This is a genomic window from Nocardia asiatica NBRC 100129 (assembly GCF_000308415.1).
Taxonomy (GTDB): domain Bacteria; phylum Actinomycetota; class Actinomycetes; order Mycobacteriales; family Mycobacteriaceae; genus Nocardia; species Nocardia asiatica.
Genome location: NZ_BAFS01000470.1, coordinates 47,097 through 63,678, shown reverse-complemented (window position 1 = coordinate 63,678; position 16,582 = coordinate 47,097). Strand labels below are relative to the sequence as shown.

The 16,582-nt window shown below is 66.2% G+C and carries 12 protein-coding genes; 8 read left to right on the top strand and 4 right to left on the bottom strand.

Annotation, left to right across the window (positions count from 1 at the left end):
- Positions 1-473, bottom strand: a 473-nt coding sequence (locus ON27_RS40645) for a LysM peptidoglycan-binding domain-containing protein (protein ID WP_169334585.1), incomplete at its 3' end; no start/stop codon positions are given.
- 759 nt (positions 474-1,232) lie between these two features.
- Here ON27_RS40645 and ON27_RS37675 point away from each other — a divergent pair.
- Entirely contained in the window at positions 1,233-2,810 is a 1,578-nt protein-coding gene (locus ON27_RS37675) for a hypothetical protein (RefSeq protein ID WP_157227909.1), read from the top strand.
- Positions 2,811-2,947: 137 nt separating this feature from the next.
- Positions 2,948-3,553 (top strand): choice-of-anchor K domain-containing protein, encoded by a 606-nt coding sequence (locus tag ON27_RS37670; protein ID WP_157227907.1) that lies wholly within the window; start codon positions 2,948-2,950, stop codon positions 3,551-3,553.
- 74 nt (positions 3,554-3,627) lie between these two features.
- On the opposite strand, the gene ON27_RS37665 is transcribed toward ON27_RS37670, so the two are convergent.
- Complete coding sequence (locus ON27_RS37665; RefSeq protein WP_063711454.1) at positions 3,628-4,551, bottom strand: DMT family transporter; 924 nt, start codon at positions 4,549-4,551, stop codon at positions 3,628-3,630.
- A gap of 452 nt (positions 4,552-5,003) precedes the next feature.
- On the opposite strand from ON27_RS37665, the gene ON27_RS37660 reads away from it, so the two are divergent.
- From ON27_RS37660 to ON27_RS45670, 3 genes are all read left to right on the top strand, one after another.
- Positions 5,004-7,457, top strand: a complete 2,454-nt coding sequence (locus ON27_RS37660) for an FHA domain-containing protein (RefSeq protein ID WP_043738647.1) — start codon at positions 5,004-5,006, stop codon at positions 7,455-7,457.
- Between the two features lie 555 nt (positions 7,458-8,012).
- The gene (locus ON27_RS37650; RefSeq protein ID WP_043738643.1) at positions 8,013-9,503 is read left to right on the top strand and encodes a glyceraldehyde-3-phosphate dehydrogenase; all 1,491 of its coding nucleotides are present in this window, start codon (positions 8,013-8,015) and stop codon (positions 9,501-9,503) included.
- A gap of 495 nt (positions 9,504-9,998) precedes the next feature.
- Entirely contained in the window at positions 9,999-10,646 is a 648-nt protein-coding gene (locus ON27_RS45670; RefSeq protein WP_043738641.1) for a VldE C-terminal domain-containing protein, read from the top strand.
- Positions 10,647-10,665: 19 nt separating this feature from the next.
- Here ON27_RS45670 and ON27_RS37640 read toward each other — a convergent pair whose 3' ends face one another.
- On the bottom strand, positions 10,666-11,922 hold the full coding sequence (locus ON27_RS37640; RefSeq protein ID WP_051047498.1) for an MFS transporter: 1,257 nt from the start codon (positions 11,920-11,922) through the stop codon (positions 10,666-10,668).
- Between the two features lie 135 nt (positions 11,923-12,057).
- Between ON27_RS37640 and ON27_RS37635 the strand changes: the two genes are divergently transcribed.
- A complete protein-coding gene (locus ON27_RS37635; protein ID WP_043738639.1) occupies positions 12,058-12,522 on the top strand; it encodes a winged helix-turn-helix transcriptional regulator in 465 nt (154 codons plus the stop codon).
- Between the two features lie 37 nt (positions 12,523-12,559).
- On the opposite strand, the gene ON27_RS37630 is transcribed toward ON27_RS37635, so the two are convergent.
- Positions 12,560-13,324 carry a potassium channel family protein gene (locus tag ON27_RS37630; protein ID WP_043738637.1) on the bottom strand — a complete coding sequence of 255 codons (765 nt, stop codon included), beginning with the start codon at positions 13,322-13,324 and terminating at the stop codon, positions 12,560-12,562.
- A 256-nt stretch (positions 13,325-13,580) separates the two neighbouring features.
- Between ON27_RS37630 and ON27_RS37625 the strand changes: the two genes are divergently transcribed.
- Both ON27_RS37625 and ON27_RS43735 read left to right on the top strand, forming a co-directional pair.
- Complete coding sequence (locus tag ON27_RS37625; RefSeq protein WP_245560551.1) at positions 13,581-14,975, top strand: hypothetical protein; 1,395 nt, start codon at positions 13,581-13,583, stop codon at positions 14,973-14,975.
- Between the two features lie 15 nt (positions 14,976-14,990).
- The gene (locus ON27_RS43735) at positions 14,991-16,580 is read left to right on the top strand and encodes a WXG100 family type VII secretion target (RefSeq protein ID WP_157227905.1); all 1,590 of its coding nucleotides are present in this window, start codon (positions 14,991-14,993) and stop codon (positions 16,578-16,580) included.
- The last annotated feature ends 2 nt before the right edge of the window (positions 16,581-16,582 follow it).

The window sequence follows — 16,582 nt, the reverse complement described above, 5'->3', positions numbered from 1 at the left end:
CTCTTCGGGGGGATGATCAGTTCTTGGCCGACGTGGATGACGTCGGGGTTCGCGATCTCGTTCGCGTCCGCGATCAGCGGGAACAGCGCCGCGTTGCCGTAGAAGCGCTTCGCGAGCTTGGACAGAGTGTCGCCGGAGACGACCTTGTACGCGATGCCAGGGATGATCAGCACCTGTCCGACGTGGATTTCGTCGGGATCGCTGATCCCGTTCGCGGCGGCGATCAGCGGGAACAGGTGTGAATTCTGCGGGCGATAGAAATGCCCGGCCAAGCCGGAGAGGGTTTCGCCGGCTCGCACCGTGTGTTTGCGGCTCACCTCGGGGATGATCAGTACCGTCCCGATACGTATCGAATCGGGATCCGGAACCCCGCTGGCGACGGCGATCAACTCGAAAAGCGCCGCTTGCCCATAGAATCGTTTGGCGATCGCCGACAGAGTATCTCCTGCGACGACAGTGTGAGTGTTGATCATTGCATTACTCCTTTCGGCGGAACCCCGGCGTTCCGATTCTCGATGATTTCGAGAACTCAGCGAACCGGTCGGCTCATGAATTCGCAGCATCAGCTTACATTCAGCACACTAGTGTCGAAGCACTGGATCGATTCCGATTCGAATGAGGTAGTCCGGTACTCATTCCCCGGCTGTCGGACGGTACGCAATCGTAAGGCGATTCATCGACAGTTGAGCGGCACCGTAATGGAGTGAGATGACCAGCGTAGCGCAGCCGAACCCTCGTTCATACGCGGCCTTATCGAGACGGATCAGGTGTACCGGGTGCTTATCAACGGTACGGCGCGAAGCGCCAGCGTTGGAATGCGTAGTGAACTACTCGTTACCGAGTGGAATGCTGAACCTATTCTCCGATCTGACCACGAGAGACGGGACCATCTCGACGGGACCGGAACGCTCATCGGAGGAGATATGGACGCCACAGCGCGAACACACATCTTGGCAAAGGACCTTTCCGGCGCCCTCACGATGGCATCGCGTTGCTCGGAACCGCAATGGCAGAACGGCCGGGTCTACCGCCTCCGGGTCGCGCGATTTCTCACCGAGAACGACCGGGTGGCCCATGCCATCTCGGCCGAGCTCGGCGAACTGTTCCGAAGGGACCCCGTGCTCAGCCGCCTCGTCCAGGCCTCGAACAGCAGAGGTGCTCGTAGTCGTCTCGCGCAGCACTTGCGTCAGACGCTGCACGAGCACCCGCACGCGAGAGAGTCGCTCCTGTCCTTGACGCAAGGTGTCGCCGACGCCGCCGACGGCCGCACGCCCACCGGCCATGCGATGGCGGTGAGCCGGTCGTCGGGGTGGTTCAGCCGCAAGGTCGTTCTGGGATTGATGAATGTGCTGATCGTCGTCCCGATCGTGTTCGCCTTCCTCACGGTATGGGGCGGGATCGAGCGTCAGAGTTCGGCACACGATGTGTCCGCCGGAGTATTGCGGATCTTCATCGTCTGGGTGCTTTCCTTTCTTCCCAGCTGGTTGTATGTCCGATTTCTGGGGCAGCGTGCGAGCGCCTTGTGGAGCGAGTATGTCATCAACCTTCACCGCCTGGCCGTAGACGATCGGAAATACCTGCCCCGACCGCCGCGATCCTCCGAATTCTATGAGGAATGGCTCGCGGACGGCGGCTATCTCCAAGAGGAGGATCACAATATCTACCGGCAGAAGTTCAACGCCTACTACGGACGCGCCGTGTCCTCCGCGGGCGGATCCGACTTCGCGGTCAAGACCGAAACCCTTTTTCCCGTCTTTCTCGCCACGATCGCCTTCGCGACATGCTGGACAGCGACCCTGTGGGATCTGAACTTCGTCGTGAACCCCACCACGGTGTGGGACATTCTCAAGTTCGGTTTTCTCGGGGCTTACGCGTTCACCGTGCAGAGCCTGATCCGGCGCTTCTTCCAGAGCGATCTGAGACCGAGCGCGTATGCCTCCGCCCTGCTGCGGATCATCGTCGTCTTCACCACCTTGGTGCCGCTGTACCAACTGCTCGACAGCTTCGAAGGCGGCGTTCAATCGGCGATCGCCTTCGTCGTCGGCGCTTTTCCGATCGTCGGCATCTACGCGCTGCACCGGACCGTGGCTATTGCCCTGCGCGCCGCGGTGCCCCAACTCACACCGGACTATCCGCTCAATCAAATCGACGGCCTGAACGTGTGGTACGAATCCCGGCTCATCGAAGAAGGCATCGAAGACATGCAGAGTCTGGTGACGGCGAATCTCGTCGACGTCATTCTCCACACACGTGTCCCGCTGGGCCGGCTGGTGGATTGGATCGACCAGGCCCAGCTCTACATCCATCTCGACCACAGCGAAGTGACGCGGCGCGAACGCAGGCAGTCGTTGCGTCACGACAACAAGCGGGCAGCCGAACCCGGCGCCGAAGACCCGAGCTGGACCGCGCAACTCAGCGGAAGCCTCGGCCCAGGCGTTCGCGCCGGCACCAAGACCCGCGTGAAGTTGCGTCAACTCGGCGTCCGAACGGCAACCGACTTGCTCATCGCCTTTCCGCCCGGCCAAGTCGACCCGCGCACCCCCACGGAACCGGCGAGCAGGCAGTTCCAACACCTCGTACCGGCAGGCATCGACCTCGATCAAATCCGCATCCTGGTACGAGTGCTCAACGAGCACACCGATCTTGTGCTCGTCTGGAACTGGCAGCGCAGGGGCGCTCGCATCCGCGCACCACAGCCCGCGGCGGGCAAAAGGCGTATCAACGGGCTCGGTTACTCCCAACCCGAGACAACGGAAGGAACCTTCCGTCAGCGGCGGCCACAACGAACCCCCGCCGACCCCAACCACTGAACACCCGGCTGGTGCCCGCGCTTACCCCCCGGCGACTGTCAGCGCGTTCGTCAGGCATCTGTGCAGCAAATACACTGGCGCGCAATTGATTTCGATGACAAGTCGTCCTTCGTAGGGCATGCTTGGTGATGCGGTGGATGGACAGTTCGTCGGTCGGACCGGAACAAGGGGGCACATCTGTCATGGGAAAAGTCGATACCAAGGGTATTTGGACGCGCGTCAGTGTGGACGAGTCGCAATTCGAGGGTTTGCGGCAGCCGGGGGTACGGTCGAGCACGGGCATCAAATCGAGTATCAGATGGGGCAGCGGCGAGGACGAGGACAAGAGCGGCTACGACTTCACCGGCCTCACCGATGTCGACGCGAGGCTCGACGGCCAGAACTTCAGGCTCGGCATCTTCACCCACTACAACCGTCGCATTCATCTGCCCCACAACCAGTTCTCGGCCTTCCTGAAGGTCACCGTCGACTTCCGGGACGAGGGATTCGACCACACCTTCACCCTGCGTTTCCGTCACGACGAGACGCCCAACCAGCCCGGCGACGTCGCTGATGTGGTGAGACCCCCGGTGGTCCACGAGAACGACATCGTCCGGGTCGACGGCACCGAATACCTGGTGACAATCAGCGGTTTCCTGGATGCCGACGATGAAGTGAAGTCGTACTTCGAGAACCCCGAAGGGGAGATCAAGAGAGTCTGGCTGGTTGCCAAGTTCGAACCCCAGAGTGAGCCGGGCTCCTGAACCGAGATACCGCGGAACACTCCATCCGCGTCGATGTTGTCGGCAACGACCTCGGCGGCGGTGGCTTCCCAGTGCTATGAGCGGTCGCTGCGAAACCGAGTCGACGACCGGCCCCACTGTGGCGTGCGGTGCGGCGGGCTGCTGGTGGCCGGGATGGGGTCGGCGCTCTTGCTGCGCGCGAGCGCGACCGTCGCGACTATCACGATCGCGAGCGCGACTACCAGCAGTGCGACCAGCGCGACGTCCACGTCCAGGTACTCGCCGAGCGCCAGGAAGCCCAGTGCGCCGACCACCACCGGTTCGACGACCGTCGCCGCCGGGAACGACGCGTGCAGACTTCCGGCCTGATACGAGTACTGCTGCACCACCGTGGCGGTGAGGCCGACGACAATCAGCGCGTACGTCTCGGCCGAGGTCAAGACGGAGTTCGCGCCCCGGTCCGCGGTGGCGAGCACGCCCTTGACGAGTACGGCGGCGAGCCCGAACAGCGCACCGGAGACCAAGGCCAGCAGTACCGCTCGCCGCGGGCCGGGCCAGGCGCGGGCGCAGAGCAGCACAGCGGTGAACACGGGTACGGCGATGAGCCCCACGATGACCCAGTGCAACGCTTCGGCGTGTGGCTGGCCAGGACGGGGATCGCCGACGATCACCAGGATCGCCACGCCTGCGGTCAACGCCAGCGCCCATGCCCAGTCGGCAGCTGATACCGACCGCCCGTTGAGCCACGCGCCCAGTGGCAACACGAACAACAGCGACAGCACCAGCAAGGGCTGCACCAGCATCAGCGCGCCTCGACCCAAGGCGGCTGCCTGAAAGGCGAACCCGCCGAAGCCGACGAACGTCCCCAGCCACCAATCGGGGGAGCGGAGCAGGCCGCCCATGACCGAATCGGGCGTGTCGGCAGTTCGTGCGGCGGCACGCTGGCGGATCACCGCGCCGAGCGCTATACACACGGCCGCGCTCAGGGCGAAAACGACGGCGACCTCTGAGGAGGGCACGCCTCGTAGAATACTCCGCTGCGGTACACCGGACGTGCCGCGTAAGTCATAGCACCACCGAAAAGGCCGCAGTTCCCGCTCCGTTGTGAAAATAGAAGGCGATGCACATCGTCCTTCCGGTCGTTGCCGTAGACGCTCGTATGTGACCGAATCCATGGCGGGGACAGGAAACGAATCGGAAACCATCCGAGCTCGATCTCCCGTTCAAACATTTGTTCGGATGATGATCAAATCTGCAATTTTCCCTTGATTTCCGTTGTGTCATGTGATCGAGGGCCGGTTCAGGAAATACCCGGTGGGTCCGAGGGCGGTGGTTTTCCGATCTCACTCGCATTTGTGCAGTTCATGATGGTTTTCCGGGGATCGGGGAAGCCTGGGGTGGGTATGGGCCGTGACGAAGTAATGGGGCCGACTATTGCGGCGGCAAAGCGGCACAGTCGTATACTCGCGCTATGGCGGATGGACGGTCATCCACGGAAATTCCCGACGCACCGGTTCTCGTGGTGCAGACGCGAGAACGCGTCTATCGATTACGCGCCGGAGGCGCATACAATGTCGGTCGCGATGCCGGAGCCGACATCGTGGTGAACGATCCGCGGGTATCGTCTTTGCACGCCGTGCTGGAGCGGGGCTCGGGCGGCTGGGAAATCGAGGACGCGGGCAGCCTCAACGGCACCTATTTCGACGGTCACCGGGTCGAGCGAATGGTGATCGATCACGACGAGACGTTCCAGCTCGGTCACGCCGTGGACGGCGAAGAGTTGACCTGCTCGCTGGAAGCACCGCCCGGCCATGAATCCGATGGCGGTGGCGGTGGCGACACGATGCTGGTTCGTGATCCCGGCTACGACCTCGACGATGAAGCGACGGTCACCGAGTTCCAGTCGGCCCTGCCCCGGCGGGTTTCCCGATCGTCCTCCGCGGCGGCGCCCTCGGGCCCGGTCGTCCGGATCACCTCGGGCGTAGTCCGCATCGGGCGCGCCGCGGACAACGACATCGTCGTGCCGGACCTCATGGTCTCCCGCCATCACGCCGAACTGCGGACGACCGGCCCCGGCCGGTACCGGATCGTCGATCTCGACAGCCACAACGGCACTTACGTCAACGGCTCCCGGGCCGACTCCGTCGAACTCTCCGAATCCGATTTGATCGGCATGGGGCATACCACGTTCCGGCTGGTCGGCGACGAATTGCGCGAATTCGTAGACACCGGCGACGTGTCGGTTTCGGTGCAGAGCCTCGTCGTGCGGACACCGGAAGGCAAGGTGCTGCTCGACGACGTGAGCTTCCCCATCCCGGAGCGCTCGCTCGTGGGCGTCATCGGCCCGAGTGGGGCGGGAAAGTCGACGCTGCTCGGCGCGGTCACCGGACTGCGGCCCGCGACGGAGGGGACGGTTCGTTACGACGGACGCGACCTCTACACCGATTACGACGAACTGCGGCACCGGATCGGGCTGGTTCCGCAGGAAGACATTTTGCACAGTCAGCTGCCGACGCGGCGCGCCCTGCTCTACGCGGCCGAACTGCGCTTCCCCGGCGACACCGGCAGCGAGGAGCGGGAGCAGCGGGTCGACGAGGTCCTCGAGGAGCTCGGTCTGGCGCGGCACGCCGATACCCGCATCGATAAGCTCTCCGGCGGGCAGCGCAAACGCGTGAGCGTGGCGCTGGAGCTGCTGACCAAACCCTCGCTGTTGTTCCTCGACGAACCGACCTCCGGCCTCGACCCCGGCCTGGACAAAACGGTCATGGAGATGCTGTCGGAATTGGCGCACGACGGGCGTACCGTCATCGTCGTCACGCACAGTGTCGCGAACCTCGATTTCTGTGACCGCTTGCTCGTTCTGGTGCCCGGTGGGCGACTGGCCTATTACGGGCCGCCCGCGGAGGGGTTGCAGCAGTTCGGGAAGCGCAGCTGGGCCGAGGTGTTCCAGGCGTTCGATCGTGAGGACGACCGCGACTGGGCCGGTGAGTTCCGGGCCTCGCCGCGCTTCCAGGAGTACGTGGCGGGCGGGCTCACCGACGAGGTGGGCCCGGCGGAAGTGCACCCGCCTGCGCCGCCGCCCGCGCCGCAGTCCAAGCTCAGCCAGCTCGGTACGCTGTGCCGGCGATATCTGGCAGTGATCGCCTCGGACCGGAGTTATCTGGCTCTGCTCGGCGTGATGCCGTTGCTGCTCGGTGGCTTGATCGCCGCGGTGCCGTCGGGCGAGGGTTTCACCGGGGCGCCGGGCACCAACACCGATGCCCCGACCAAGCTGATGATCCTGGTATTCGGCGCATGCTTCGTCGGCACCGGCAACGCGATTCGCGAGATCGTCAAAGAGCAGACGATCTATCGCAGAGAACGCGCGGCGGGTCTGTCGACCGGGGTCTACCTGATGTCGAAGTTCCTGGTCCTGGGCGTGATCACTACCCTTCAGGCGGCGGTGTTGTTCTTGATCGGCACCCTCGGTGAGAATCTGCCGCCCAAGGGCATATTCATGTCGGCCGAGTTGGAGCTGATCTTGGCGATGGCGATGCTCGGCATCGCGTCGCTGACCCTGGGCTTGCTGGTCTCGGTGATGGTGGACACGTCGGAGAAGACGCTGCCACTGCTCATCGTGCTGTCGATGGCACAGCTGGTGCTCACCGGCGGTCTGGTGCGGCTCCCCGGCACTCCCGTGCTGGAACAGCTGGCCTATATATCGCCGTCGCGCTGGGGCTACGGCGCGGGAGCCGCCACGCTCGACCTCGACACTCTCTCACCGCACGAAGGCGCACCCGACCCACTGTGGAAACACAGCCTGGGCACGTGGCTGCTCGATATGGGAGTCGTCGCCGGTCTGGCGGCCATCTTCCTCGCGCTGGCCTGGTACCGCCTGTTCCAGCTGCGCCCACGGCGCCGCGGAGCTCGCCCCGCGCGGATCTGACGCCGCGACGAGAAAAAGGGTCCGCCGCATCGGGTGCGCGGTGCGGGAAGCGGCTTCGATCGCTTCGGTAGGGTCGCAGCGGACCCGCTACCGGGACGGGCCGTGAAGGAGTGCGCACCATGCCGCTGTTCGGGCGAGAAGCCGAGCGGAAGGATCTGGGCGCGCTCATCGATGGTCCGGAGGATCGCAGCGGCATTCTCATCCAGGGTTCGGCCCGGATCGGGAAGACCGCGCTGGTGGACGAGGCGGCCGCGGCCGCGGCCCCACGTGACACCTGCCCGGAGGCGCCGAGCGCGCCCGGTGTTCAGGCGATCGCCCGAGTGGGTGCGGCCACCGCGACAGCGGACCGGTCTTGCCGTGGCTGTGGGCCGAGTCGGCGATGTTGCACGGCCGGGGACCGGCCGTGCGAGAACTCATCGGTTGACCGCTCCGCCGGTGCCGTGCTCGGTCGACGCCGCAACCTGGTGATCTCACGGGTGGGTATCCGGCCTCGGTGATATCCCAGCCCTCACTAGCATCGATACGCGAACAAATCGAGGAATCCGAGGACCTGCGTTGACTACCGAACAACTTGACCGCTGGAACGCCCAGGAAGCCGCCGCTGAGGCGATGATTCCCATCATCGGCACGTTGTATCGGGGCAAAGGGGTGACGATCCTGCTGCACAGCCGGTCGCTGGTGAACAAGTCGGTGATCAGCATTCTGCGGACGCACCGCTTCGCGAGGCAGATCGAGGGCGAAGAGTTGTCGGTGGACGAGACCCTTCCCTTCCTGCAAGTGCTCAGCGAGCTGGACCTGGGGCCGTGCAAGATCGATCTCGGTCAGTTGGTCATGACCTATCGCAACGACGATCGTGGGCTCTCGATCCGCGAGTTCACCGCCGCGGTGTTGCACGAGGTGACCAACGGCAACAAGGCTCGGCCGTCCGGTCCCCGGGATGTCGTCCTCTACGGCTTCGGCCGCATCGGTCGTCTGGTCACTCGTCTGCTCATCGAGAAGGCCGGATCCGGCAACGGGCTGAACCTCCGTGCCGTGGTGGTGCGCAAGGGAGGCGAGGACGATCTGGCCAAGCGCGCGTCGCTGCTGCGAAGGGATTCGGTGCACGGCCACTTCAACGGCACGATCAAGGTCGACACCGGCAACGACACGATCACCGCGAACGGGAACGTGATCAAGTTCATCTACAGTGACGACCCGACCACGATCGACTACACCGCGTACGGGATCAACGACGCGATCCTGATCGACAACACCGGCAGGTGGCGTGACCGTGCCGGGCTGTCGCAGCATCTGCGCCCCGGCATCGCGAAAGTCGTGCTCACCGCGCCCGGTAAAGGCGACGTCCCGAATATCGTGCACGGCGTCAACCACCGCGGCCTCGACCTGTCGCAGCAGATCTTCTCGTGCGCCTCGTGCACGACCAACGCGATCGTTCCGCCGCTCAAGGCCATGGATGACGAGTACGGCATCATCCGCGGGCACGTGGAGACGGTGCACTCGTTCACCAACGACCAGAACCTGCTGGACAACTATCACAAGGCGGACCGTCGCGGTCGTTCCGCGCCGTTCAACCTCGTGCTCACCGAAACCGGTGCCGCGTCCGCGGTCGCGAAGGCCATGCCGGATTTCAAGGCGAAGATCACCGGCAACTCGATTCGGGTTCCCACCCCCGACGTTTCGGTCGCGATCTTGAACCTGCAGCTCGAACGGAAGACGACGAAAAGCGATGTGCTCGAATATCTGCGCCGGGTCTCACTCGCCGGGCCGTTGAGCCGGAACCTCGATTACACCGCCGCCACGGACGTGGTCTCCAGCGACTTCATCGGGTCGCGCGCAGCCTCGATCATCGACGCCAACGCCACCATCGTCGAGGACGACACCGCGATCCTGTACGTCTGGTACGACAACGAGTTCGGCTACTCATGCCAGGTGGTGCGCACGGTGCAGTACATCTCGGGCATCGAGTATCCGACCTACCCGCAGGTCGGCGCGCGGCCGGACCACGCCGCCGACTCTCGCGTGCTGACAGCGACCGACGCGCGCTGAGTCGCGCAGCGACAGATCGGCGGACGGCGAACTGTGCCCGTTCGGGATAGGAGTCCCGAGATTCCCTGTCCCACAATGAAAGATCCGGAGGCGCTGCCGCGACGGCGGCCCAGCGCTGAATGCCGAGGGGGCAGCGGCGGGACCGTTCACAACGATTTCGCCATCGCGTCCAACGGAGAGGCGCGGGCTTACGCCCGGCCGGGGGGACCTGGTGGCGCTGGACGGACGGGATCCGTACGAGGACGCCAGGCGCCGAAGCGGCGGTAACCGGTAGTAGCCCATCCCATTGACGGCTTCGCGACCAAGCGGAGCCTCGCTCGCCCCGCAGCGGACTCGAACGCCTCGGCAGTCGCCGGGGAACCGTTGATGGGCTGGGTGCAAACGGACCTGGGTCGAGTGCTAGGCGCCGGATCCACGACTGTCGACGTGACTTTTCCGCGACCATTTCGTAATGTATCGGTGACCTGTTCCCGACTGTAATCGGTACTCGACATCATGCCTGGTCAACATCGAAAACGAACCACGGACCGGAAGCTCACCGCTCTGGCTGTGTGTGGCATCGCGGCGGCTGCCGTCGTCGTGCTGTGGGCGGTGATACGACCGGGCTCGCACGCGCGGCATGTCACGGCGAACGATTCGCCGGCGTCGTCCGCCGTCGAAACCACCCCCGCGCCGACCGCCGTGCCGCCCCCGGTTCAGCCGGCGCAGGCCGCGGCCGCGGCCGAACCGCCGCCCTTGTCGGAGAAGCAGGCCGCTCAGCACCCGCCTCCGCCGCCACCCCCCGTTCCGTGTTCGACGGAACTCGCCGGCACGCGGCCACATGTGGCACAGGTGGGCAACCTGCTCAAGCAGACTTTCGGCGTCAGCGACATCGGCGGCGCCGTCGGACGTGGCGACGGCGACCACGGCGCCGGCCTGGCGCTCGATCTCATGACCTCGGATTTCGCACGCGGCGACGCGATCGCCGACTTCGTTCTGGCCAACAAGCAGCGTTTCGGTGTGACGTATGTGATCTGGCGGCAGCGGTACAACGACGGCAGCGGCTGGTCCTACCTGGAAGACCGTGGGAGCCTGACGGCCAATCACTACGACCACGTGCACGTGTCGTTCGACAGGGCCGCCGAGGTATACGTAACCTGCTGATCGGGCTGTCCAGTGGCACTCAGTCGCAGGCGGCAACCGAATTCGGTGGGGACGCTTCGAGCGCCGAGACCCGGCGCTGGCGCAGCCGGTCCACCGCCCATGCGGCCGAAGCCGACATGGCGAGTATCGCGCCGAGAGCGCAGACCGCTCTCCATCCGGCGAGGCTGTACAGCGTGGTGGCGGTCACCGCTCCGCCGCCGCTGCCGAGCGAGTAGTAGACCATGTAGCTGCCGATCAGACGACTGCTCGCAGCCGGATCGATGTCGACGATCAGGTGCTGGTTGGTCACATGCAGCGCCTGCACCGCCAAGTCGAACATGATCACACCGACCACCAGCAGCGCCAGGGAGTGCGGCGCCGCCGCGACCGCCGCCCACGACAGCGGCGACAACACGAGCGCGATCGCGCTGACCGTCTGCGCCCGGCCACAGTCGGCCAGTCGGCCGGCCCGGGTCGCCCCCAGCGCACCGGCCGCCCCCGCGATCGCGAACAGGCCGATCTCGCCGGTGGACAGATGCCATGGCGCCGCCGCCAAAGGCAGCGCCATCGAACCCCATAGCGCACCGAACCCAGCGAACATCAGCAAACCGATCAGGCCGCGTACGCGAAACACCGGCTCGCGCACGGTCAGGCGCACTACGGAAGTGATCAGGTAGGCGTACGAAACCGGCGCCCGCGCGACATGATCACGCGGAAGAAGACGTGCCAATGTCCCTGCCGATCCCACCATCAGGACGGCCGACACCATGAACACCGCCCGCCACCCCGCCAGTTCGGAGATCAGCCCCGACACCGTGCGAGCCAGCAGGATCCCGATCACCACCCCGCCGGTCACCGTGCCCACGACCCGGCCCCGCTGCCGCGGCCCGCTCAGATCCGCACCATAGGCGACGATGACCTGCACCACGACCGACGCCGACCCGACCGCCGCGCTCGCCGCGAAGAACCAGATCGCGTCCCGTGACATCGCGACACCCACGAGGCCGCAAGCCGCGACCGAGGTGAGACTGACGACGAGGCGCCGTCGATCGACCAGATCGCCCAGGGGTACGAGCAACACCAGCCCGATCAGGTAACCCGCTTGCGTCAGGGTGGTCACCAGGCCGAGTTGGCCGGTGCCGACCTCGAGGTCTGCGCCGATCCGTTCCACCAGCGGTTGCGCGTAGTAGACATTGGCCACCGCCATTCCGCAGGCCACCGCGAGGACCGTCGCCAGCCGGGCGCCGATTCCGCCCGACTCCGCTGTGCCCGTACCGGCCTCGGCTGCCCGGCTCATCACACTCCTCCAGGTTCGGTCCGCGGCGAGTCGCCACGACACAATGGTTTCGATTCGAAACCATAGGTCGGGATGGTAGTTTTATGCAACTATGGAGGCGGGGCCGAACATGGCGAACGGAAGGTGGGAGTCGGCATGAGCGACACCGGGTCGCGCGAGCGGGTATGGACCGATCCGCCCTGCCCGGTCGCACGGACGATAGATCTGATCGGCGACAAGTGGTCGCTGCTGATCATTCGCGACGCCTTCGACGGCGTCACCCGGTTCGGTCGGTTCCACCGCAACCTCGGTGTGGCCAAGAACATCCTCAGCGATCGGCTGCGCAACCTCGTCGAGATCGGCGTGCTTCGCGTCGAACCCGCTTCCGACGGAAGCCGATTCCAGGAGTACGCGCTGACCGAGGCGGGACGGGAACTCTTCGATCTGTTTGTCAGCCTGCGTCAGTGGGGCCAAGGCCACGCCTTCTCACCTGGGGAACCCCATTCCCAGTTGGTGGACGCCACCACCGGCCTTCCGGTCCCCGAACTGACCTACACAACTCCTGACGGCCGGGCCGTCCGGGCACACGAAACCCGAGTACGCAAGGTGGACGAGACGTAGCAGCGGATAGTCGCACCAGGCGCAGTGGACCGGCCGGTCATTCGGCCTGCACGGTAGTCGGCGCGGTCATCCCGGTATGCATCGCGGCCACTTCGGCGCGCAGTGCTCTGATCTCGGCGACGAGTTCCGCGATCTCCCGGTCGGCACTCTCCACGTTGGCCTCGACGGTCTTCAGTTGATCCATCACCCAGCTGGTCGTTGTGCCGATCGCGAAACTGATCAGGCCGATGCCGAGGGTCATCAGGATCAACGAGACCAACCGGCCTTCGGTCGTCACCGGATACACATCGCCGTACCCGACGGTGGTCACCGACACCATCGACCACCACAGCGCGTCACCGAAATTGTGGATCTTGCTGTCGGCCGCCCCGTACTCGGCGTCGAAGAAGGCCAGACTGCACAGCAGCAGGAGAAGTATCGAACTGGCCCCGACGAACACCGCGAGCCTGGCTCTGGTCGTCGTATTCCGGTTCAACGTGCCGATCACGAGCATGGCGGCTCGCAGCAGCCGCAAGGGGCGAAGCGGCGGCAGCACCACGATCAACAGGTCGACCGGGTGGGTACGCAGGAATCGCCACCGATTGCCGGACAGCCACAGTCGCACGGCGAAATCCAGCGCGAACACCGCCCAGATCACCACGTCGACCCGGGTGAGCCAGGCGTCCAAGCGAGGTGAGGCCCCGGTATCGAGCACCTGCCAGGCGTAGACGCCGAGGAACGCGAGGGCCAGCGCCATCATGGGAATACCGGTCTTGCGCTCCCAGGACGCCCTAGGGGTGGACTCGAGATCTTTTTCGGGCATCGGACTACCTGTGTCGCTCGGCCGCGGCGCCGGCGACACCGCAGGGTCGGCCGCTTCGGCTCCGGAAAGCGACCGGCCGTTCTCACGACGATTCTCACACGGAACCCGGGACGCGGTGCCGATACCTCGGCGGGCTTGCCATGGCTGGTGAATACCGCCATTGCGCAGGGGCGGGAAGTGCGAAATCTTCAGGCTAGGACATTCCATAGCCTGGCGAGGAACCGATCCAGGCGAATTGTGGGACGGGAAGAGTGCCGTGACGCAGGCTCCGGATGAGAATCTCGCCGGGCTGGCCGATCGAATCGCGGACGAGCTGCGGGAGGCGGCCCCGCCAGGGTGGCGGCGGCTGGAGGCTGCGTTCGCGATGACCGTGGTCGCCGAAGCGGCGCTAGTGCTGGTCGAGGACGATATCCGCTCGTTTCGGCGCCCGGTGCCGGAGGCGGTGTGGCACGCGGTGCGACGGCATCGGCAGTTGTCGGCGGACGCCGACGGTGGGCCGTGGTGGCGGCTGCTGGTGCGCATCGACGCGAACGGTGTGGAGGTCGCTGCCGACCACGGCGCGTCGCCGTTCCCGGGCGAGCAATTGTTCGCGCCGGAGGCTTATCTCGCCGACTTGGAACGCTACCCGCGCAATCGGCTGCCGGTGTGGCTGGCGGCCTACCTGCGGCGCGACGAACGCCGGACGCGGCCGCCGGGCGTCGCCGCCGAGGCGATGCGTGCGGACCGGCGGGCGGGATTGCGGGCCACGACGGTGGATGACGAGCTGCCGGAGTTGGCCGTGTTGTGGGCCAGGTGGGCGGTGCTGGCGGCGGCCTTCGTGGCGGTCGGGTCGGGGCAGGGGCCGCGGATCGTTCCGTCGGTGGGCATCTTCGAGGGCGCGGGACGCAGCGGTTCGACGTTGACGTTACTGCCCGGGGACCGAGCCGTGCTGTCGGGTGGAGTGTGGGATGCGGCGGTCCTGGACGCCGCCTACAACGGGGGCGCGGCGATGCCGGAATTGTTCGCCGGAGCCCCGGGATGGGTGGCGGACCCCGTGCTCAATCCGCGGGCGGCCAGCGGTTTGCTGTCGTTTTGTTACTGGTGGGAGGGCGGTCAGTGGTACCGGGGTGCGTCCGACCCGATATCGGAGTGCGCGCCGGCGCTGCCCGCGGTGTGGACCGTCGGCACCGTAGCGGGCGTCATCGGCAACCTGCTGGCGAACCGGCCGGGTGGTGCATCGGGCGCGGCCGAGTCGCTGGTGTCGGCCGCGCAGGCCGGTGCGGTTACCCGCGAGGCGATCGTGCAGGTCTTCGGTGACGGCGACGGCACCGACATAGATGGTGCGATGTTCCAGTTCGTGCTCGCGGACCTGGACGCGAGTCACACCGAGGGGATCGGTGCGCCGGAAGCGCTCGACCTGGTCCGGGAGCACATCCGACGACAGGGGTACGACACTACGGGATACCCGCTGACGACATTGCGGGCCGACCGAATCAGCGTGGGCTGGGTGGTCCGTTCACCGGTGCCGAACGGCGAAATCGCGTTGGACCGTGCGGTATTCTACGTCGCCGACGACGGAGTCGTGGAGCGCTCGACCACGTCGGTGCCGTTGCCGGTCTTCGTCACCGGCTTCGAGCGACGGTTCCGGCTGCGCGGCGACGACCGAGCCTGACCGGGGGGATACGACGTGAACGGTGAGGTTCGGCTGGATCCGGACCGCTTGCGAAATCGGGGAGCGCGGCTGTCCGAACTCGGGGACCGCGTGGGTCAGACTTATACCGGACTGCGCGATTCCCTGGCTCATGCCGAAGGCAGCTGGGGCGACGACGATCTCGGTCTCGCGTTCGCCAAGGAATTCAAACCGCACGCCGACCAATTGCTGGTCAATCTGCGGGCGATGCAGGAAAGCCTGCACAGTACGGCCGCTGGAATAAGGGACGCGGCAGACCATTTCGAAGTGCACGACAGGTACGGTGCCAGCCGGGTCGGCACTGCCGCCGAGGAGTTGCAGCCGATCGGTGAGTCGGCGCTGCCCTCGCCGGTCAGTGACGCCGGCACGTCTTCGCCCGCAGCGACCTTTCCGGCAGCGGCGGCCCCGGCGCAGCCCACCGACCGGGCCGACTCTCCCCGGGGATCCATACCCGAAGCGGCGCGGACGCCGGACACCTCGGCGGGACGTTCCACACCGGAGGGCGGTCCACAGCGGAATCCTTCCGAGGGGGCAGGGGATCGGGGAGCAGCCGGACCGGGCAGCGGTAACTCCGGCAAACCTGCTGGAGACTCCGGTCGCCGTCCTCCGGACTCCGGGGTGTTCCCTCCGGCCGCCGCCCGGGATTCATCCCGTGCCCCGGCCGCGCGGCAGCCAGGGGCCGGCCTACCGGATGGTGTGGGACGGCGAGACACACCGTGGTCCGGACAGCCGCCCAGAACCGCCGCACCACCGGCCGGAGCCGAGCCGAGAGTCCCGAGGGCATGGGCCGGGCAGCCGCCGAGAACGGCGGGACCACCGGCCGGAGCCGAGCCGAGACCTCCGGGCCCTCGGTTCGGGTCCCCGCCCCGGCCGCAGAATCCCGCCGGCGAGGCGCCACGCGGGCGCGATCGGCGTCGCCCCGAACCGGCGCCGGTCACCCATCCCGTGATCAGCTGGCTGGCGCGGATTTTGGCCGAGCACCACGGCGTACGGGTGGAGGGATTCGACACCCCTGGTTTGCGGGTGCCGGTCATGCGGGGATTCGTCGCCGCGGTGGACCGGGTGCTCACCGATTACCCGGTGATCGCTCTCGATGTCGTCGCGGTGGCGGAGCTCGACGCCGAATCGCGGCCGGTGTGGTGGAGTCACGAACCACGCGATACGCGGGGCGCGGGCGCTGATCGGTCGATCACCCTCGACCAGCAGACCGCGCTGGAGTCGAGCGGGGCAACGAAAACGGCGGAGTCCGACGCCGGGTCGGCGGAGCAGGAAATCCACCTGGCGACGCTGCGCGAATTCGGCCGGGCCCTCGACTTCGCCGGAGGCGGTCGCGCGCGCAGGCAGGCGCAACGCGTATTGATCGCGGAGTACCTGCGTCTCGAGGCGGGACCGGACAGCACATTCGCCGAGGTGGTGCGGGGATACCGGCGCTGGCGCTCCGAGTTGGCGGCGGATACGGGCGAGTTCGAAGTCGGCCGGGCCATCGGCGCGGCGTTCGCCGATGTCGTTTTGCGCGGTGACGAGGCGAGCCCGCAGGCGCGCGCACTGCACGCGGTGCTGGTCGACGCGACGTCGCGGCGGGGGTAGGC

Excerpts from the sequence above, each read along its gene's own strand:
- ON27_RS37640 (WP_051047498.1), bottom strand. The coding sequence starts at position 11,922 with ATGAGCCGGGCAGCCGAGGCCGGTACGGGCACAGCGGAGTCGGGCGGA.
- ON27_RS37670 (WP_157227907.1), top strand. The coding sequence starts at position 2,948 with ATGGACAGTTCGTCGGTCGGACCGGAACAAGGGGGCACATCTGTCATG.
- ON27_RS37660 (WP_043738647.1), top strand. The coding sequence starts at position 5,004 with ATGGCGGATGGACGGTCATCCACGGAAATTCCCGACGCACCGGTTCTC.
- ON27_RS37630 (WP_043738637.1), bottom strand. The coding sequence starts at position 13,324 with ATGCCCGAAAAAGATCTCGAGTCCACCCCTAGGGCGTCCTGGGAGCGC.
- ON27_RS45670 (WP_043738641.1), top strand. The coding sequence starts at position 9,999 with ATGCCTGGTCAACATCGAAAACGAACCACGGACCGGAAGCTCACCGCT.
- ON27_RS37635 (WP_043738639.1), top strand. The coding sequence starts at position 12,058 with ATGAGCGACACCGGGTCGCGCGAGCGGGTATGGACCGATCCGCCCTGC.